Source organism: Nocardioides sp. NPDC051685 (assembly GCF_044453405.1).
Taxonomy (GTDB): domain Bacteria; phylum Actinomycetota; class Actinomycetes; order Propionibacteriales; family Nocardioidaceae; genus Nocardioides.
In genome coordinates, this window is the sequence record NZ_JBITCR010000004.1 from 224,591 (window position 1) to 242,584 (window position 17,994).

The window sequence follows — 17,994 nt, forward strand, 5'->3', positions numbered from 1 at the left end:
GCTATGATGGCCCGGGGGGGGTGGGGGGGGGCGCCCCCAATCGGGGGCGGGGGGGCGGGGGGGGGGGGGCGGGCGGGGGGGGGGGGGGGGGTGCCGCCCCCCCCCCCCCCCCGACGTACGTGACGTCTCGGCGGGTTGGGTCAGCGGATGGTGCTGGTGGCCGCCGAGGTGGTGGTCTTGGTGTAGTAGCCGGTCTTGCGGCCGGTCACCCGGACGCGGATGCGGTCACCGCGGTCGACGGACCGGAGGCGGTACGTCTTCCCGGTTGCGCCCGAGATCGCGACGCCGTTGCGCAGCCACTGGTAGGAGAGGCTGGTTCCCAAGGGCTTCCAGGTGCCGGGGTAGGCGGTGAGCGTGTAGCCGACGCGGCGGGTGCCGCCGATCGTGGGCGTCACCGAGGTCAGATACCCGGGCGCCACCGCCGCGGTCGGAAGGGTGGTGCTGCTCCCTCCGGCCCAGCCCGGGCTCCACGCCTCGACCCTGACTGTCATCTTGGCGCCGCGGTCGCTCGCGCGCAGCGTAAAGGTGTTGCTGGTGGATTCGATGATCGTGAGGCCGTTGCGCAACCAGACGTAGTTGTAGCTCTGGGGGGTTTGGTTCCACGTTCCCTTGGACACGGTGAGCTTGGAGCCGACGCGTGCAGTGCCGCTGATGACGGGACGTACGGTGGCGCGGATGGATGGGCCCAAGGCGATCGACGCCGTCGGTGCGCTGGCCTTGGTCCCTGAGGTTCCCGCGGACCATTCGGTTGAGCTCGCCGTCACCCTGACGGAGACACGGGTCGCGTAGTCAGCCGCCGCAAGGGTGTACGTCGAGGAGGTGGCCCCGCTGATCGGCGAGCCGTTGCGCAGCCACTGGTAGCTCACGCTCGTTGCTGCCGGCGACCACGTGCCGGAGGTGGCAGTCAACGTGGACCCGACACGTGCCGTTCCGGTGATCGTCGGTGCTGCGGTGTTCGCCAGCGGAGCCGGTTCGCAGGTGTAGATTGATGTCGTCGAGGAACCAGCCGACGTACCAGCCCAAGCTGTCCCAGGACGCCTCGAAGTAGGGCCTCAGCGTGTGTCCGGCGTACTCCGAGAGGTCGACCTGGCTGGCGTACCACCCCTTGCCGTCGCGGACGAAAGCTGTCACGCCGGCGTTGGGGTTGTCGTTGTAATAGGGCGAGCTCGACGTCTGGATGCGTCCGTTGGGGCCGTTGGTCCAGCCGTTGGTTCCCGAACGCCAGGTGGTCTGGGTCGTGTCGTCGGTCCAGCCCACGACCCCGCCGTCCCAGGCACCGTCGGGGTCATATTCGAACAGGTGCCACTGGCGGAACCACATGTAGGTCGTCTGGCCGGCCGGAAGCTCGATGCCGTTCAGCGTCTGGAGCCGGGTCCGACCCTTCGTCATGTTGCCGCTCCTGGCTGGCGGCGAATAGTGCCACGCCTCCTTGCCCGAGGTGGCGTTCGGCCCCCAGTACGTCGACTGGTCGCGGGCCCACGAGCCCGAGACGAACTTCGATGCGGCGTCACCGGTCTCGCTGTCGAAGAGCGTACGCACCGCCGTCTGCGCGGGGCAGCTCATCTGAGCGTCCGTGCGGGTGCCCTCCGTCGTCGGGTTCGTACGCAGCTGGGTGACCTCGGTGGCATCGTGGACGGTCGCGCAGTCCGAGCTCGTGAACCCGGCCTTCCCCACCGCGGCCAGGTCGCCGCAGCTCTGCTCGAGCTGGTTGGCCAGGTCGGCGTACTCGGCGCCGGGGGCCAGCCTCTGGATGACGTCGAGGTAGAGCGTCGCAGTCTTGGTGAGCATCGCGTCGCCGGCGTCGATGCCGGCGAAGTCGGTCCCCGCGAGCGCTCCGCCCTGCGAGATGACGAAGGCGGTCCTGTTGCCCACGCCGCTGTTGGTGTGCACGCCGCCGTTGTCGTCGAGACCGGAGACGTACGCCGCGCTCGTCATCGTGTCTGGCTGGCTGTGCAGCGCGGGGTCCTTCATGCTTCGGATGGCGCCGTCAGGGAGGTCTTCACCGAGGTCCCAGCCGCTGTCATCGTCGCCGGCAGCGGTGTGGCGGTGGTCGATGATCTCGCCCATGACGTCGGCCATGGACTCGTTGATGGCCCCGGACTGACCCCAGTAGAAGAGCTGCGAGAACTGGTCGATGACACCGTGGGTCATCTCGTGGCCGACGACGTCGTCGGCGATCGCATAGCCGGCGCCGTAGTACATCTGTGTCCCGTTCCAGAACGCGTTGGCGTACGGGCATCCCGACGATGTGGTGTAGCACCAGTTGACGGTCGAGGCCAGACTCTTGCGACCGTCGGGCTGGGTGACGCCGATGAGGCTCGTCAGGTCGAGGTTCGCGATCTGCTGGTAGAACAAGTCGACCTCGCCGGCCAAGGCGAAGGCACTCTCAACGTCGCCGCTTCCGCTGGCTTCACCGGTCTCGGTCCTCCCCGGCGCCGTGCACGGGACGTCGGTGCTGTTCGTCGCGTTGGCGTTGTCGCACACGACCCGGTCGAGCTGCTGGTTCTCGTCGATGTCCAGGAGGATCCGCCCGTCCTGGTCGTCGACGATCATCAGGCGGCGTGCGCCATCGGCGCCGGAGACCTCGAAGCGCCAGCCGCTGCGTGAGCCGTTGTCCGTCGTCGTCCCGAACACGGCCGGATCGAAGACCGTCCGGCCGTTGCCGACGATGTCCCCGGACGTGCGGTTGTCCGCGCGCGACAGCGTGGCCAGCGCGAGTGAACGCGCTCTGCTCTCGGAGATGCGCGGCTCGGAGACGGTGGACGTCGCGCTCAGGCTGGCCGCCAGCGAGGCGAGGTCGCGGTCCGGCCCCATCGTCACGACCATCTGGCCGCCGAGCACCGGGATGCCGTCGACGCGCTGGTCGAGGCGTACGACGTCGGTGCCTGCTGCGGTGTGCGTCGTGCCGGCGGTGGCCAGCGTCGTTCCCGCGCGATCGGCGCCGAAGGCTGCGCCGTAGCGGTCGACGTGCGCACGGGCGGCGACGGTGGTCGAGTCCGCGCGGTCGACCGACGGGTTCTCGATCCGGCCGCCGCCGGCGCCGGCGAAACGCAGGGTGCCGTTCTGGCGGCTGGTGTGCACGGTGCGGTCGGCGTCGGCGTGGAGCCGTTCCGCCGCGATCGCCGGGGCAGGCTTGCCGGCCGCGTGCCCTGTGGACAGGAGATGAGGGGTGAACACGGTCATGGCGATCGCGACGAGCGGGGTCGCGGTCAGCGCTGTGAGCCGGTGAAGGGATGCCATCTGGGATCCGTCTGGTGAGTGGGAGTCGAAGTGGGCGACGTGTGCCGCCGCACCGACCCGAACCGGCGAAGGAAGTCTTACATGCATGGGATGCGTCGGCAGCGAATTCTCCGAACATGGCCATCGATCCTCGGCCATATCGACTTGCACCCGTTGCATACTCGGTATATACATACTCAGTATGCAACCGAGGGAGGTGATCGAGTGTCCGTGAAACACGCACTGCTGGCGCTGCTGGAGAAGCCGCGCTACGGCTACGAGCTGCGCGCCGAGTTCGAGCAGCGCACCGGCGCCAGCTGGCCGCTGAACGTCGGGCAGGTCTATACGACCCTGTCGCGACTCGAGCGCGACGGCCTCGTCGAGGCCGGAGGGACCGACGCGGAGGGACGGTCCCTCTACCAGCTCACCGAGGCCGGCAAGGTCGAGGTCAAGGGGTGGTTCGACACCCCCGTGGAACGTGCGCAGCCACAGCGCGACGAGCTCGCGATCAAGCTCGCGGTGGCCGTCGCCGTGCCGAGCGTGGACGTCGGCAAGGTCGTCCAGCAGCAGCGCAACGCCACGATGCAGGCGCTCCAGGGATACCGCCGCCAGGCACGCTCCGGCGCCGGCGACGACCTCGCCGGCGGGCTCGTGCTCGATCGCCTCGTCTTCGCGGCCGAGGCCGAGATCCGGTGGCTCGACCACTGCGAGGCCCGGCTCCGCCGGGCGGCCGCGTCGAGCACCGCGCCGGAGCCCGCCGAGGGAGGCGACCGATGAACGCCGCCCTCGCCCACGACCTGCGCCGCCTCAACCACGACCAGAGCCGCTGGCTCGCCGACGCCCGCGAGCGGCTGAGCCGCCGCGCCCACGCAACGCCCGCCAAGCCGGGCAACATCCAGACCAAGGAGTCCACCGATGAGTGAACCCGTCCTCCGGCTCACCGATGTGAGCCGCGTCCACGGCACCGGCGCCGCCGAGGTGCACGCCCTGCGTGGCGTCAGCCTCGCTGCGTACGCCGGTGAGCTGGTCGCGATCATGGGGCCGAGCGGCTCCGGGAAGTCGTCGCTGCTGACCATCGCCGGCGGCCTCGACTCGCCGACCTCCGGGACCGTGACCGTCGACGGCCAGGATCTCGGTGAGGCCGGGATCAGTGGGCGCGCCAAGCTGCGGCGTACGTCGATCGGCTATGTCTTCCAGGACTTCAACCTGATTCCGGCGCTGACCGCCGTCGAGAACGTCGCGCTGCCGTTGGAGCTCGACGGGGCCGGCCGCCGCTCGGCACAGGCCGCGGCGAGGACGGCGCTCGAGGAGGTCGGGCTCGACGGCTTCGCCGACCGGTTCCCCGACGAGATGTCCGGCGGGCAGCGGCAGCGGATCGCGATCGCCCGAGCGATCGTCGGCGAACGCCGTCTGATCCTGGCCGACGAGCCGACCGGTGCCCTCGACACCGAGACCGGCGAGGACATCCTCAAGCTGATCCGCGCGCGCTGCGACGCGGGCGCGGCCGGTGTGCTCGTCACCCACGAGCCGCGCTACGCCAGCTGGGCCGACCGGGTGATCTACGTGCGTGACGGTGTCGTCGTCGACGAGGCCGGCGAGACGCCGAGCATGGCGCTCGTGGACGAGGTCGAAGCATGAGCGAGCGTCAGCGAGCGACAACAGGCCTCGTGCCGCCGCGTCCGTATTCTTGCGCTTGCGCTACGGAGGTGGCGGCATGAGTGGCGGGCTTGCGGGCTGGCGGCTCGCGCTCCGGCTCGGCCAACGGGAGGCCCGGCGGGCGAAGTGGCGCAGCCTGCTCGTCATCCTGATGATCGCGCTCCCGGTGGCAGGCGTCACCGCGATCGCGGTGACCTACAAGACCTACGACGTCAACACCGTCGAGGGTCTCGACCGCCGGCTCGGTACGGAGGCCGCGGCCAGGGTCGAGGCCCAGAGTCCTGCGCCCGTTCGACAGGGCATCGACCCGGATCAGGTGAGCCGGTGGCTCGACGAGACCGGGACCGAGCCGCTGGACGCGGCCGGGCTGCGCGCCGTCGTCGGCGACCGGCCGGTGCTCTCGGTCGACGACTACGGTCTGGACGTACGCACCGACAAGGGTGTCGCCTGGGCCAGCGGTCTGCGGACCGATCTGTCCGACCCGCTTGCCGCCGGGCTCACCCGGCTGACCGGCGGCCGGCTTCCGCAGGGGTCGGACGAGGTCGTGGTCAATGCCGCTCTCGCCGCCCGTGGGCCGAGCCTCGGCAAGGAGCTGCGGATCCCGAACGGAGGCTCCGAGGAGGTCCGCAAGGTCGTCGGGATCGTCGAGTCGGCCAGTGTGCGCAACGAGCCCTTCGTGGCCGGCGCGGGTCTGCCGGCGGCCGGCTTCGTCACGACCTCGACCTGGCTGGTCGGGGGTGGTCCGGTGAGCTGGGACGACGTCGAGAAGCTGAACGCGAGGGGTGCCTTCGTACTCTCCCGGTCGGTCGTCCAGGACCCCTCCGCGGCTGCGCTGGCCGCCGATCGGGAGCTCGGCTCCGCGGAGCGCGCGCCGGACGCCTCCGAGACCGTGGTCGTCGTCCTCATCGTGGTCATGGTGCTCCTCGAGGTGGTCCTGCTGGCCGGCCCTGCCTTCGCGGTGGCGGCCCGCCGACAGGCGCGGGATCTCGCCCTGATCGCCGCCTCTGGCGGCACGGCTCGCCAGGCTCGGCGTGCCGTCCTGGGGATGGCGATCGTCATCGGTGCGGTGGCCGCGGCCGTCGGGGCCGTGCTCGGTATCGGGCTCGCGCGTCTGCTCCAGCCGCTCGCCCAGGATCAGGTCTCGGCGTGGTTCGGCCCGTTCGAGGTGCCGTGGCTGCAGATCCTGGCGGTCGCGGTCATCGGGTTCGGCGCGGCGATCTGCGCGGCGATCGTGCCGGCCTGGATCGCGTCGCGACAGAACGTCGTCGGCGTACTGTCCGGGCGTCGCTCCGAGACCCCGCCGTCGCGGCACTCGCCGGTGATCGGGCTCGTCCTCGTTCTCGCCGGCGCCGCGTCGTCCGCCTTCGGGACGCGGGGAGCCTACGACGGAATCCCGATCGCCCTCGGCGTGCTGCTGTGCGTCGCCGGGGTGCTGTTCATCCTCCCCGTCCTCGTAGCCCTGGCTGCTCGGTCCAGCGCTCGGATGCCGCTGGTGATCCGCTTCGCGACACGTGATGCGGACCGGCACCGCACCCGGACGGTGCCGGCCGCGGGTGCCATCGCGGTGACCGTGGTCGGCGCGATCACCCTCGGGATCGCCTTCGGCAGCGACCAGGAGCAGAACCAGGCGACCTACCAGCCGTCGCTCGCCTACGGAGACGGAGCCGTACGGCTCGACACGGGTGTCGTCTCCGCCGAGGACACGGACGCGAAGGGATGGGAGGGAGTCGCGGCGCAGGTCGCGAAGGAGATCCCGAAGGCGACGATCGTGCCGGTCGCTGCCGCCGTGTTCCCCGACCCCGAGACCTTCTTCGTGATCCGGACCGGAGACGGCGCCGACGTCGCGCCGGGATCCAGCAACGGAACCTTCGGCGAGGTCCTCGTCGCCGAGGCGGACGGCACGCTTCCGCCGGCAGTGACGCGCCTGCTCGGGGATGCGGATGTCGCTTCGGCCGAGAGGACCGTTCGCGCCGGTGGCGCGGTCGTGTTCACCGACGGCAAGGGACCGGATTCGAAGGACGCACGACTGGATGTCCGGAAGTGGGACGAGGAGACGGAGTCCGAACTGGAGCAGGCCTCGGTCACGGTGCCGGCGACCTACCTCCACATCGAGGACGCGTATGCGCCTGCGTATGCGGTCGTCCCGCCGGCCGTGGCGAAGAAGCTCGGCGCCGAGCCACAGGTGAGCGGCCTCTACGTCGAGGATGCGCGGATCACCGCCGCTGCCGAGCAGGACCTCGACGAGGCCCTCGCCGCCGGGCAGGTCCCGACGTCGATCACGGTCGAGCGTGGGTTCCAGCAGGACGACAAGGCGGTGATCGTCTGGCTCCTCCTGATCACCCTGGCCGCGGTGCTGATGATCGGCGGCGCCCTCACCGCGACCTACCTCGCGCTCAACGACGCCCGTCCCGACCTGGCCACGCTGTCGGCCGTCGGTGCACCGACACGTACGCGTCGAGGGGTCGCTGCTGCGTACGCCCTGGTCATCGCGCTCCTCGGCGCGATCCCGGGGGCCCTGATCGGGTTCGTCCCGGGCATCGCGGTCAGCTTTCCGCTCACCGCCGAGGGCTGGCCGGAGCGTGACAGCGTCGCCTCGCACTACCTCGAGGTGCCCTGGGACCTGGTCGGGATCGTGGTCGTCGGCCTTCCCCTGCTGATCGCGATCATCGTCGCGGTCACCACCCGCAGCCGGCTCCCCATGGTCGCCCGCGTCGAATAGCCGGCCGAGGCGTCAGGTACGTCGGCCGAGGCGTCACTCCCGCGGATCGAGTTGGCACGTTGGTGCCGATTCGATCCGCGTACGTGACTTCTCGGCCGACGCGGGTGACGTCTCGGCTCAGGCCTGGCAGAGGCAGAAGGTGTGGCCGGCGGGGTCGAGGAAGACGCGGAAGGTCTTGCCGGGCTGGACCTCGTGCTTGGTGGCGCCGATCTCCAGGACCTCGGCCTCGGCCTTGTCGAGGTCGTCGACGGTGACGTCGAGGTGCGTCTGCTGAGGTACGTCCTGGCCGGGCCACTCCGGGGCTCGGTAGTCGTCGACGCGCTGGAAGTCCAGCGATCCGCCGTCGCCCCAGGCGCTGGCCCAGCCCCCGTCGTCGTCGACCTTGGACTCCCAGCCGAGGAGCTGGGCGTAGAAGGCGGACAGGGCCGCCGTGTCGGGACAGTCGATGACCCACTGAGGATTGCGTGCGATAGCCATGGGGCCGACGTTACGGCGGGTTCCGGACGTTCGGCTTCCGCCTGTCACGACGCCGTCTCAGAAAAATACAGTCAGGGTTGACTGTTTGTTTCTGAGGCGGCAGAGTGCCTGTCTGTGAGCCAGGCCACCCGCGTACCTCAGGAACAGCGCACCCGCGCGATGCGGGCCCGCCTCCTCGACGCCACCGTCGAGCTGCTGGCCGAGCGCGGCTTCGCCGGCACCTCGACGACGCTCGTCTCCCAGCGTGCCGGGGTCTCCCGCGGGGCGCAGCTGCACCACTTCCCGGCCAAGAACGACCTGGTCGTGGCGGCGGTCGAGCACATCACGGAAGCTCGTGGTGAGGCGCTGAAGGCGGCTGCCGGGGCGCTCCCGGAGGGTGGGCAGCGTACGCGGCACGTGCTCGCCATGCTCGCCGAGCAGGTCACCTCCCCGGTCTTCGCCGCGGCCCTGGAGCTGTGGGTGGCGGCGCGCACCGACGAGCAGCTGGCCGCGGCGGTGGGTCCGCTCGAGCAGCGGATCGGCCGCGAGCTCCACCGGGCCACGGTCGAGCTGCTCGACGTGGACGAGAAGAAGCCCGGCGTGCGCGAGCTCGTGCAGGCCACGCTCGATCTCGTCCGCGGCCTGGCTCTGGCTGACACGATTACCGACGACGCCGCCCGACGCGAACGGATCCTCGATCACTGGGCCGAGGTCCTGGAAAGAGAGCTGCAATGAGCCTGCTGGATCAACTTCTCGAGGACCTCTCCATGGAAGGGTTCGAACTCCGCCAGGTGGTGGCGGGGCTGAGTGAGGCGGGCTGGCGCGAGCCGACACCGGCCGCGGGCTGGGACGTCGCCGCCCAGATCGCCCACCTGGCCTGGACCGACGAGGCTGCGATCGCCGCGACCGAGTGGGTGGCCGGTGACGCGACCGCCTGGGACGAGCTGGTGAACGAGGCCCTCAAGAACTCCGAGGGTTACGTCGACGAGTCCGCGCTGGCGCTCGCCACGATGCCGCCGGCGGAGCTGCTGCAGCACTGGGACGGCGTACGCGGCGAGCTCGCCGGTGCGCTCGCGAACGTCCCGGACGGCGAGAAGCTGCCCTGGTTCGGGCCGCCGATGTCGCCGGCCTCGATGGCGACCGCGCGGTTCATGGAGACCTGGGCCCACGGGCTGGACGTGCGTGAGGCGCTCGGCCACACCTATGAGCCCAGCGACCGCATCAAGCATGTCTGCCACCTCGGCACCCGCACCCGCGACTTCTCCTTCGGCGTCCACGGCCTGACCCCGCCGAGCTCCCCGTTCCGGATCGAGCTCACCGCGCCGTCCGGTGTGGTCTGGGAGTGGGGGCCTGAGGATGCGGCGCAGAGCGTCCGGGGCCCGGCGTACGACTTCGCACGTCTCGTCACCCAGCGCATCCACCGCGACGACACCGCGCTGGAGACCACCGGCGACGACGCCGAGAAGTGGCTGACCATCGCCCAGGCGTTCGCCGGGCCCGCGGGGGGCGGGAGGCCCAAGCAGTGATCACCATCGGCAACTGCTCCGGCTTCTACGGCGACCGGTTCTCGGCGATGCGCGACATGCTCGAGGGCGGTCGGCTCGACGTGCTCACCGGCGACTACCTCGCCGAGCTCACCATGCTCATCCTCGGCAAGGACACCCTCAAGGACCCGTCGACGGGCTACGCCAAGACCTTCCTGCGCCAGATCGCGGACAGCATCGACCTCGCGCTGCAGCGAGACGTCAAGATCGTCTCCAACGCCGGCGGTCTCAACCCCGCGGGGCTCGCGAAGGCGATCGAGGCGCTCGGGACCTCGGCGAAGGTGGCCTATGTCGACGGCGACGATCTGCGCGGGCGTCTCGACTCCCACCCCGACGCCCTGACCGCCAACGCCTATCTCGGTGCCTTCGGGATCGCGCACGCGCTCGACGCCGGCGCCGACATCGTCGTCACCGGTCGCGTCACCGATGCGAGCGTCGTCGTCGGGCCGGCGATCGCCCACCACGGCTGGAAGCGGGACTCGTACGACGAGCTCGCCGGCGCCGTGGTCGCCGGGCATGTGATCGAGTGCGGCACCCAGGCCACCGGCGGCAACTTCTCCGGCTTCCTGACGATGTCGCCGCAGGCCCGGGCGCGTCCGCTGGGGTTCCCGGTCGCCGAGGTCGCCGTCGACGGCTCCTCGATCATCACCAAGCAGGACGAGACCGGTGGCACCGTCACGGTCGACACGGTCACCGCCCAGCTGCTCTACGAGATCCAGGGACCGCTCTATCTGGGGGCCGACGTCACCACCGACCTCACCTCGATCCGCCTTTCGGAGGTGGGGATCGATCGAGTGGCCATCTCGGGCGTGACCGGCACCCCGCCGCCGGCCACGCTCAAGGTCGCGGTCAACTCGCTCGGCGGCTATCGCAACTCGGCCGAGTTCGTGCTCACCGGGCCCGACATCGACGCCAAGGCCGCCTGGCTGCGCGACCAGCTCGACGCCGAGCTCCCGATCGGTCCCGACTACACCTGGTCGACCTACCGCATCCCCGCACCCGACTCGCCGACCGAGGAGGGCGCCGCCTGCATCCTGCGGCTCTCCGCGCGCGCCGCCGACGCCGACGCCGTCGGGCGCGCGTTGACGGCCCCGGCCATCGAGCTGGCGCTCGCCTCCTACCCGGGCTTCCATGTCACCGCGCCTCCGGGGCGGCCGTCTCCGTTCGGGATCTACAAGGCTGCGTACGTCCGGCGCGACCGCGCCCCGGAGACCGTCCACCTCCCCGACGGCTCGACCTACGAGGTCCCCGCTCCTCTCGCCTATGCCGAGGCGTCACGTGCGTCGGCCGACACGTCAGGCGCGTCGGACAAGGTGACCTCTCGGCCGACGGGAGCGACGCCTCGGCCGACGGGAGCGACGTCTCGGCGAGCGTTGGGTGAGCTGGTCTACGCGCGGTCGGGGGACAAGGGCGGCGACGCCAACCTCGGGCTCTGGGCGCCGCAGTGGCGGCCGGACGCGGTCGTCGAGTGGCTGCTGGACGCCGTCACGCCGGAGTGGGTGCGGACGCTGCTGCCGGAGGCCGAGGACCTGGCCATCGACATCACGCCGCTGCCGCACCTGCGTGGCGTGAACATCGTCATCCGCGACCTGCTCGGCGAAGGAGTGGCGGCCTCGACGAGGTTCGACCCGCAGGCGAAGGGGCTGGGCGAGTGGGCCCGGAGCCGATTCGTCGACGTACCTCTCGAACTCAGCCCGGAGGAGCTCCTGTGAGCGACGACCTGTTCCAGCTGGGCGCCGAGTTCGCCCGCCGTGAGGTCTTCCCCGACCTGCAGGTCTGGGAGGACAACCAGGAGATCCCGCGCGAGGTCCACCAGGCCGCCGCCAAGCAGGGGCTGCTCGGGATCGGGTTCCCCGAGGAGGCCGGCGGCGAGGGCGGCGGACTGGCCGACACCGTCGCGGTGACCGAGGGGATGATGTCCGAGGGCGCCTCGTCCGGTCTGCTCGCGGGCCTGTTCACCCACGGGATCGCGCTGCCGCACATCGCCAAGCACGGCTCGCCCCACCTCATCGACACCTACGTGAAGCCGACCCTGGCCGGGGAGAAGATCGGCAGCCTCGCGATCACCGAGCCCGACGGCGGCTCCGACGTCTCCCACCTGCGCACCACCGCGGTCCGCGACGGCGACGAGTTCGTCGTCAACGGCGCCAAGACGTTCATCACCAGCGGGGTGCGAGCCGACTTCGTCACCACCGCGGTCCGTACCGGCGGCCCAGGCGCCGGCGGCATCAGCCTGCTGGTGATCGACAAGGACACCCCCGGCTTCACGGTCACCCGCAAGCTCGCCAAGATGGGCTGGCACTGCTCCGACACGGCGGAGCTCGCCTTCGAGGACGTACGCGTCCCGGCGGCCAACCTCGTCGGCGACGAGAACGCCGGGTTCGTCTACATCGCCGAGGCGTTCGTGACCGAGCGGATCGCGCTGGCCGTGCAGGGTTACGGCACCGCCGCCCGCTGCCTGGCGCTCACCGCCGACTACTGCCGCCAGCGCGAGACCTTCGGTGAGCCGCTGATCAAACGTCAGGTCGTACGCCACAAGCTCGTCGAGATGCACCGTCAGGTCGAGGTGGCCAAGGCCTACACGCACGCGGTCGTCGACCGTTACGACCGCGAAGGCTCGACACAACAGACGATCGCCGAGGCGGCGCTGGCCAAGCAGACAGCGGTCGAGGCCTGCACCTGGGTTGTCGACCAGGCCGTCCAGCTCCACGGCGGGACGGGATACATGCACGGGACCGAGGTCGAGCGGCACTACCGCGATGCCCGGATCCTGCCGATCGGAGGAGGAGCGACCGAAGTGATGACCGACTTGGCCGCCAAGCTGTTGGGACTGGACCGATGAGGCGGGCCTCATGACCGGCAACAGAGAAGCCCTCCTGGAGAAGATCGAGGCCTTGGACGCCGAGCACGCCAAGGCGGCGGCCGGCGGCGGCGAGAAGTACGTCGCCCGCCACAAGGCCCGCGGCAAGCTCCTCGCCCGCGAACGGATCGAGCTGCTGCTCGACGAGGGCAGCCCGTTCCTCGAGACCCAGCCGCTGATCGGCTGGGGCAGCGACTTCCCGGTCGGCGGCTCGATCATCACCGGCATCGGCGTGGTCGAGGGCGTCGAGTGCATGATCGTCGCCAACGACCCGACGGTGAAGGGCGGGGCGCTCAACCCCTACACCCTCAAGCGCTCCTTCCGGGCGGCCGAGATCGCGGAGAAGAACGGTCTCCCGACGATCAACCTGACCGAGTCCGGCGGCGCCGACCTGCCCACCCAGAAGGACATCTTCATCCCGGGCGGCAAGGGCTTCCGCGACCTGACCAGGTCCTCCGCCCGCAAGCAGCCGACGATCTCGGTCGTCTTCGGCAACTCCACCGCCGGCGGTGCGTACGTCCCCGGCATGAGCGACTACGTGATCATGGTCAAGGAGGGCGCGAAGGTCTTCCTGGCCGGCCCGCCGCTGGTCAAGATGGCCACCGGCGAGGACACCGACGACGAGTCGCTGGGCGGCGCGGAGATGCACTCGCGGATCTCCGGCTCCTCCGACTTCCTCGCCGTCGACGAGCACGACGCCATCCGCCAGGCCCGGCGCGTCGTGGCCCGGCTCAACTGGCGCAAGCGTGGCCCGCTCCCCAAGGAGATCTACGAGCCCGAGCTCGACCCCGACGGGCTGCTCGATCTGATCCCGACCGACCTCAAGGAGCCCTTCGACCCGCGTGAGGCGATCCTGCGGATCGTCGACGGCACCGGTCCCGAGAACGAGGTGGCGTTCGACGAGTTCAAGCCCCTCTACGGACCGAGCCTCTGCGTCGGCTGGGCGCGGCTGCACGGCTACGAGATCGGCATCCTCGCCAACGCCCGCGGCGTACTGATGAGCGAGGAGGCCCAGAAGGCGGCGCAGTTCATCCAGCTCGCCAACCAGAAGGACACCCCGCTGCTGTTCCTGCACAACACCACCGGCTACATGGTCGGCACGGAGTACGAGCAGGGCGGCATCATCAAGCACGGCGCCCTGATGATCAACGCGGTCTCCAACTCCACCGTCCCGCACCTGACCGTGATCATGGGCGCGAGCTACGGCGCCGGCAACTACGGCATGAACGGCCGTGCGTACGATCCCCGCTTCCTCTTCACCTGGCCCTCGGCCAAGTCCGCGGTGATGGGGCCGGCCCAGCTCGCCGGGGTGATGGAGATCGTAGCCCGCGAGTCGGCCGAGAAGAAGGGCGAGGTCTTCGACGCCGAGGGGTTCAAGGGCGTCAAGGAGATGGTCGAGGGGATGGTCGAGGAGCAGTCGCTGCCGATGTTCCTCTCCGGCCTCGGCTACGACGACGGGGTCATCGACCCGCGAGACACCCGGACCGTGCTCGGACTCTGCTTGTCGGCCATCGCGACCAAGGAGATCGAGGGGGCGATGAACTTTGGCGTCTTCCGCATGTGACCTCGTCGCCAGAAGGACTGTTGCCTCGTGGGTGGTCTCGACAAGCTCGACCACCGGGGATCGGGGCCCGATGAACGGGATTTCCTCATGATCACCAGACTGCTCGTCGCCAACCGAGCCGAGATCGCCTCGCGCGTCTTCCGCACCGCCCGCAAGCTCGGGATCGAGACCGTCGCGGTCCACTCCGACGCCGACGCGGACCTGCCCTTCGTGGCCGAGGCGGACCATGCCGTACGCCTCCCCGGCAACGCCTCCACCGACACCTATCTCCGCGGCGATCTCGTCATCGAGGCGGCGAAGGTGGCCGGTGCCGACGCGATCCACCCGGGCTACGGGTTCCTCTCGGAGAACGCCGACTTCGCCCGCGCCGTCGAGGCGGCCGGGCTGGTCTGGATCGGACCCGCTCCCGAGTCGATCGAGCAGATGGGCTCCAAGATCGAGGCCAAGAAGATCATGGCCGCCGCCGGGGTCCCGGTGCTCGAGGCGCCGGCCTCCCCGGTCGAGTCCGACCTGCCGCTGCTGGTCAAGGCCTCCGCCGGCGGCGGAGGGCGCGGGATGCGGATCGTCCGCTCGCTCGACGCGCTCACCGCCGAGATCGCCGCTGCCGAGGCCGAGGCCGCCTCGACGTTCGGTGACGGGACCGTCTTCGTCGAGCCGTACGTCGAGGCCGGCCGTCACGTCGAGGTCCAGGTCGTCGGCGACGGCGCCGGCAACGTCGCCGTCTTCGGCGAGCGCGACTGCTCGGTGCAGCGTCGCCACCAGAAGGTCGTCGAGGAGTCCCCGGCGCCGCTGCTGCCCGACGCCGTCCGGTCGGCGCTCCATGAGGCTGCCCGCAACGCGGCCGCGGCGATCGACTACCGCGGGGCCGGCACCGTCGAGTTCCTCTACGACGCGGCCAGCGAGCGGTTCTGGTTCCTGGAGATGAACACGCGGCTCCAGGTCGAGCACCCGGTGACCGAGCTGGTGCACGGCGTGGATCTCGTCGAGCTGCAGATCGCGGTGGCCGAAGGCGGCGGCGTCGGCGGCCCGACCAGCGTGGACGGGCATGCGGTCGAGGTGCGGCTCTATGCCGAGGACCCGACGGCGGACTACCAGCCGCAGTCGGGAGTCCTGACCAAGCTGGAGTTCTCGGGCGACGCGAGGATCGACGCCGGCTACACGTCAGGGTCGGAGGTCAGCACCTTCTACGACGCGATGCTGGCGAAGGTGATCGTGCACGCGCCCACGCGCGAGGCGGCGATCCGGCGGCTGGTCGCGGTGCTGCGTACGGCCAAGATCCACGGCCTGGTGACCAACCGGGAGCAGCTGATCGGGATCCTCGGCTCCGACGCGTTCCGCAGCGGCGAGGTCACCACCGCCCTGCTCACGAAGGACGCCTTCCTCTCGGCGATCGAGGACCCGGGCGCCCCCGTGGCCGCCGCGATAGCCCTGGCCGAGCGGACCAGGCGGCCGGGCATCCCGATCGCCTGGCGCAACGTCACCAACCAGCCGCAGCGGACGGTCTTCGAGGATGGCTCCGAGGACGGTGTCATCGTGGAGTGGTACGGCACCCGCGACGGCTACCGCATCGACGGCTTCGACGTCATCGATGCAGGTCAGGACGGGGTTGTTCTCGAGAAGGACGGCCTGCGCACCACGTACGAGATCTCGGTCGAGGGTGATCGGATCGACGTCGACTCCGCGTTCGGCCACACCGCGCTGCGGAAGCGTCCGCGGTTCACCGACCCGGCCACCCAGACCCAGCCCGGGAGCCTGCTGGCGCCGATGCCGGGGTCGGTCGTCAACGTGCTCGCCGAGGCCGGCAGCAGCGTCACCGAGGGCCAGCCGCTGCTGGTCCTGGAGGCGATGAAGATGCAGCACACGGTGAGCGCGCCCACCGACGGCGTACTCACCCAGATCAACGTCACACCAGGAACCCAGGTCGCCGCCGGCGAGGTGCTGGCCGTCGTCGAGGAGGAGACAGCATGACCGCAACCGCATTCAGTGAGCCCGAGGAGCGGACCGCGCTGCGTCAGGCGGTGGCGAAGCTGGCCGGGAAGTACGGTCACGACTTCGTCGCCAAGCAGGCCCGCGAGGGCGGCAAGATGACCGAGATGTGGCTCGAGATGGGCCGCAACGGGTTCCTCGGCGTCAACATCGCCGAGGAGTACGGCGGTGGTGGCGGTGGCATGAGCGACCTGGCCGCGGTGCTCGAGGAGGCCGCGACCGCCGGTGCCCCGCTGCTGATGATGGTGGTCAGCCCCGCGATCTGCGGCTCGATCATCGGCCGGTGCGGCACCGACGAGCAGAAGAAGCGCTGGCTGCCTGCCATCGCGGACGGGAGCCTGCTGATGGCGTTCGGGATCACCGAGGCCGACGCCGGTTCGAACTCCCACAAGATCACCACCACCGCCAAGCGCGACGGCGACGGCTGGGTGCTCAACGGTCAGAAGACCTTCATCTCCGGTGTCGACGAGGCCGACTCGGTCCTCATCGTCGCCCGCACGGAGGACGCCAAGACGGGGAAGCTCAAGCCCGCGCTCTTCGTGGTCCCGACCGACTCCGAGGGCTTCACCAAGCAGGTCATCCCGATGGCCTGGGAGGCGCCGGAGAAGCAGTTCACGCTCTTCATCGACGACGTACGCCTCCCCGCGGACGCGCTCGTCGGCGACGAGGACGGCGGCATCTGGCAGCTCTTCGCCGGCCTCAACCCCGAACGGATCATGGGCGCCGCCCTCTCCTGCGGCATGGCTCGCTACGCGCTCGCCAAGGCGGTGGCGTACGCCGGGTCCCGGTCGGTCTGGAAGGACGCCCCGATCGGCTCCCACCAGGGGATCGCGCACCCACTGGCGAAGGTCAAGATCGAGCTGGAGCAGGCCCGTCTGCTCTGGCAGAAGGCCGCCGCGCTCTACGACGCCGGGGACGACGCCGGCGCCGGGGAGTACGCCAACATGGCCAAGTACGCCGCCGGCGAGGTCGCCTGCAACGCCACCGACGCCGCGGTCCACACCCACGGCGGCAACGGCCTGACGGTGGAGTACGGACTGGCCAACCAGCTCGTCGCCGCCCGTCTCGGCCGGATCGCTCCGGTCAGCCGGGAGATGATCCTCAACTACATCGCCATGCACACGCTGGGACTCCCGAAGTCCTACTGATCACGGCGAAATGAGTACAGGGCCGGTCGCGTGAGCGACCGGCCCTGCTGCGTACGTCTGTCTCTACTTCTTCGGCTCGACCACGACGATCGTGCTGAGGATCTTGTCGGCGAAGGTCTGCCGCTTGTCGTCCCACAGCGGCCACAGGTAGCCGATGTAGCAGGCGAGCTGGTCGAGGTAGTGGACGAAGAAGCGCCCGATCGAGAACCAGGTGCCGAGGACCTGGCCGTCGGCCTCCTTGACCACCTTGATGCCGAGGACGCCCTTGCCGATCGTGTAGCCCGTCTTGCCCTGCTTCAGGCCGTAGTTCCAGAACAGGAAGGCAAGGATGACGAGAAAGCCGAGGAACGCGAGGATCCCGCCGATCGCCATGAGCGCACCGTTGGGTTCGCCGGTCGTGTACATCCCGGTGTTCGGGTCATACTCCGACGAGCCCGCGGACGCGCCGCCGATGAACAGGCCGTAGCCGACGTAGAACGGGATCATGGCCACCACGCCGACGAGGCCGTCGATGATCGCGGCGCCGACGCGCGCACCCCAGGAGGCGTACGGCCGGGTCGGAGCGCCGTAGCCGTAACCGCCGGGGGCCGGGGTGCCGTAGCCGGCCGGAGCGGCGCCGTAGCCGCCGGGAGCGGCACCGTAGCCACCAGGGGCGGCGCCGTAGCCGGGCGTGGGAGGAGGCGGCGGAGCGCTGGGCTGACCGTAGGCCGGTGCGGGCGGCGGAGTCGGCGGCAGAGGCTGGCCGGAAGGGTCCTGCGGGGCGCCAGGAGGCGGGCCGTAGTTAGACATGGGGCAGAGTATGGCCACATCGCAACGCAAAAGTCAGCGCACACGCCTGGGCC

Annotated in this window: 15 protein-coding genes; 11 read left to right on the forward strand and 4 right to left on the reverse strand. The window is 70.3% G+C overall.

Annotated features, from left to right (window positions below; all coding sequences use genetic code 11):
• Window positions 1–140 precede the first annotated feature (140 nt).
• Both ACIA03_RS13840 and ACIA03_RS13845 read right to left on the reverse strand, forming a co-directional pair.
• Window positions 141–866, reverse strand: a complete 726-nt coding sequence (locus ACIA03_RS13840; RefSeq protein WP_396983884.1) for a hypothetical protein — start codon at window positions 864–866, stop codon at window positions 141–143.
• Window positions 790–3,240, reverse strand: a complete 2,451-nt coding sequence (locus ACIA03_RS13845) for a M4 family metallopeptidase (RefSeq protein ID WP_396983303.1) — start codon at window positions 3,238–3,240, stop codon at window positions 790–792. The genes ACIA03_RS13840 and ACIA03_RS13845 overlap by 77 nt, the downstream gene beginning before the upstream one ends.
• A 204-nt stretch (window positions 3,241–3,444) precedes the next feature.
• On the opposite strand from ACIA03_RS13845, the gene ACIA03_RS13850 reads away from it, so the two are divergent.
• The 4 genes from ACIA03_RS13850 to ACIA03_RS13865 all read left to right on the forward strand — a co-directional run bounded on the left by ACIA03_RS13850 (window position 3,445) and on the right by ACIA03_RS13865 (window position 7,594).
• Window positions 3,445–3,996, forward strand: a complete 552-nt coding sequence (locus ACIA03_RS13850) for a PadR family transcriptional regulator (RefSeq protein WP_396983305.1) — start codon at window positions 3,445–3,447, stop codon at window positions 3,994–3,996.
• Complete coding sequence (locus tag ACIA03_RS13855) at window positions 3,993–4,142, forward strand: hypothetical protein (RefSeq protein ID WP_160146489.1); 150 nt, start codon at window positions 3,993–3,995, stop codon at window positions 4,140–4,142. Before ACIA03_RS13850 ends, ACIA03_RS13855 begins: the two co-directional genes overlap by 4 nt.
• Window positions 4,135–4,857, forward strand: coding sequence for an ABC transporter ATP-binding protein (locus tag ACIA03_RS13860; protein ID WP_396983307.1), 723 nt, complete (start codon window positions 4,135–4,137; stop codon window positions 4,855–4,857). Before ACIA03_RS13855 ends, ACIA03_RS13860 begins: the two co-directional genes overlap by 8 nt.
• A gap of 76 nt (window positions 4,858–4,933) precedes the next feature.
• Window positions 4,934–7,594 (forward strand): FtsX-like permease family protein, encoded by a 2,661-nt coding sequence (locus ACIA03_RS13865; RefSeq protein ID WP_396983309.1) that lies wholly within the window; start codon window positions 4,934–4,936, stop codon window positions 7,592–7,594.
• Window positions 7,595–7,711: 117 nt separating this feature from the next.
• Here the strand turns inward: ACIA03_RS13865 and ACIA03_RS13870 are convergent, their stop codons facing one another.
• Complete coding sequence (locus tag ACIA03_RS13870; protein ID WP_396983311.1) at window positions 7,712–8,071, reverse strand: VOC family protein; 360 nt, start codon at window positions 8,069–8,071, stop codon at window positions 7,712–7,714.
• A gap of 114 nt (window positions 8,072–8,185) precedes the next feature.
• On the opposite strand from ACIA03_RS13870, the gene ACIA03_RS13875 reads away from it, so the two are divergent.
• The 7 genes from ACIA03_RS13875 to ACIA03_RS13905 all read left to right on the forward strand — a co-directional run bounded on the left by ACIA03_RS13875 (window position 8,186) and on the right by ACIA03_RS13905 (window position 17,152).
• On the forward strand, window positions 8,186–8,785 hold the full coding sequence (locus ACIA03_RS13875; RefSeq protein WP_396983314.1) for a TetR/AcrR family transcriptional regulator: 600 nt from the start codon (window positions 8,186–8,188) through the stop codon (window positions 8,783–8,785).
• A complete protein-coding gene (locus ACIA03_RS13880) occupies window positions 8,782–9,576 on the forward strand; it encodes a TIGR03084 family metal-binding protein (RefSeq protein ID WP_396983316.1) in 795 nt (264 codons plus the stop codon). The genes ACIA03_RS13875 and ACIA03_RS13880 overlap by 4 nt, the downstream gene beginning before the upstream one ends.
• Window positions 9,573–11,306 (forward strand): acyclic terpene utilization AtuA family protein, encoded by a 1,734-nt coding sequence (locus ACIA03_RS13885; protein ID WP_396983318.1) that lies wholly within the window; start codon window positions 9,573–9,575, stop codon window positions 11,304–11,306. Before ACIA03_RS13880 ends, ACIA03_RS13885 begins: the two co-directional genes overlap by 4 nt.
• Window positions 11,303–12,436: an acyl-CoA dehydrogenase family protein gene (locus ACIA03_RS13890; RefSeq protein ID WP_396983320.1), complete on the forward strand. Its 1,134-nt coding sequence runs from the start codon at window positions 11,303–11,305 to the stop codon at window positions 12,434–12,436. Before ACIA03_RS13885 ends, ACIA03_RS13890 begins: the two co-directional genes overlap by 4 nt.
• Window positions 12,437–12,446: 10 nt before the next feature.
• The gene (locus tag ACIA03_RS13895; RefSeq protein WP_396983322.1) at window positions 12,447–14,018 is read left to right on the forward strand and encodes an acyl-CoA carboxylase subunit beta; all 1,572 of its coding nucleotides are present in this window, start codon (window positions 12,447–12,449) and stop codon (window positions 14,016–14,018) included.
• Between the two features lie 87 nt (window positions 14,019–14,105).
• Window positions 14,106–15,986 carry a biotin carboxylase N-terminal domain-containing protein gene (locus ACIA03_RS13900; RefSeq protein ID WP_396983324.1) on the forward strand — a complete coding sequence of 627 codons (1,881 nt, stop codon included), beginning with the start codon at window positions 14,106–14,108 and terminating at the stop codon, window positions 15,984–15,986.
• Entirely contained in the window at window positions 15,983–17,152 is a 1,170-nt protein-coding gene (locus ACIA03_RS13905; protein WP_396983327.1) for an acyl-CoA dehydrogenase family protein, read from the forward strand. The genes ACIA03_RS13900 and ACIA03_RS13905 overlap by 4 nt, the downstream gene beginning before the upstream one ends.
• Before the next feature lie 63 nt (window positions 17,153–17,215).
• Here ACIA03_RS13905 and ACIA03_RS13910 read toward each other — a convergent pair whose 3' ends face one another.
• A complete protein-coding gene (locus ACIA03_RS13910) occupies window positions 17,216–17,941 on the reverse strand; it encodes an RDD family protein (protein ID WP_396983329.1) in 726 nt (241 codons plus the stop codon).
• Window positions 17,942–17,994: the final 53 nt, after the last annotated feature.

What these genes read in the sequence shown, in the direction of transcription:
- ACIA03_RS13845 (WP_396983303.1), bottom strand. Translation starts at nt 3,240, where the DNA reads ATGGCATCCCTTCACCGGCTCACAGCGCTGACCGCGACCCCGCTCGTC.
- ACIA03_RS13855 (WP_160146489.1), top strand. Translation starts at nt 3,993, where the DNA reads ATGAACGCCGCCCTCGCCCACGACCTGCGCCGCCTCAACCACGACCAG.
- ACIA03_RS13860 (WP_396983307.1), top strand. Translation starts at nt 4,135, where the DNA reads ATGAGTGAACCCGTCCTCCGGCTCACCGATGTGAGCCGCGTCCACGGC.
- ACIA03_RS13865 (WP_396983309.1), top strand. Translation starts at nt 4,934, where the DNA reads ATGAGTGGCGGGCTTGCGGGCTGGCGGCTCGCGCTCCGGCTCGGCCAA.
- ACIA03_RS13870 (WP_396983311.1), bottom strand. Translation starts at nt 8,071, where the DNA reads ATGGCTATCGCACGCAATCCTCAGTGGGTCATCGACTGTCCCGACACG.
- ACIA03_RS13880 (WP_396983316.1), top strand. Translation starts at nt 8,782, where the DNA reads ATGAGCCTGCTGGATCAACTTCTCGAGGACCTCTCCATGGAAGGGTTC.
- ACIA03_RS13895 (WP_396983322.1), top strand. Translation starts at nt 12,447, where the DNA reads ATGACCGGCAACAGAGAAGCCCTCCTGGAGAAGATCGAGGCCTTGGAC.
- ACIA03_RS13900 (WP_396983324.1), top strand. Translation starts at nt 14,106, where the DNA reads ATGATCACCAGACTGCTCGTCGCCAACCGAGCCGAGATCGCCTCGCGC.
- ACIA03_RS13905 (WP_396983327.1), top strand. Translation starts at nt 15,983, where the DNA reads ATGACCGCAACCGCATTCAGTGAGCCCGAGGAGCGGACCGCGCTGCGT.
- ACIA03_RS13910 (WP_396983329.1), bottom strand. Translation starts at nt 17,941, where the DNA reads ATGTCTAACTACGGCCCGCCTCCTGGCGCCCCGCAGGACCCTTCCGGC.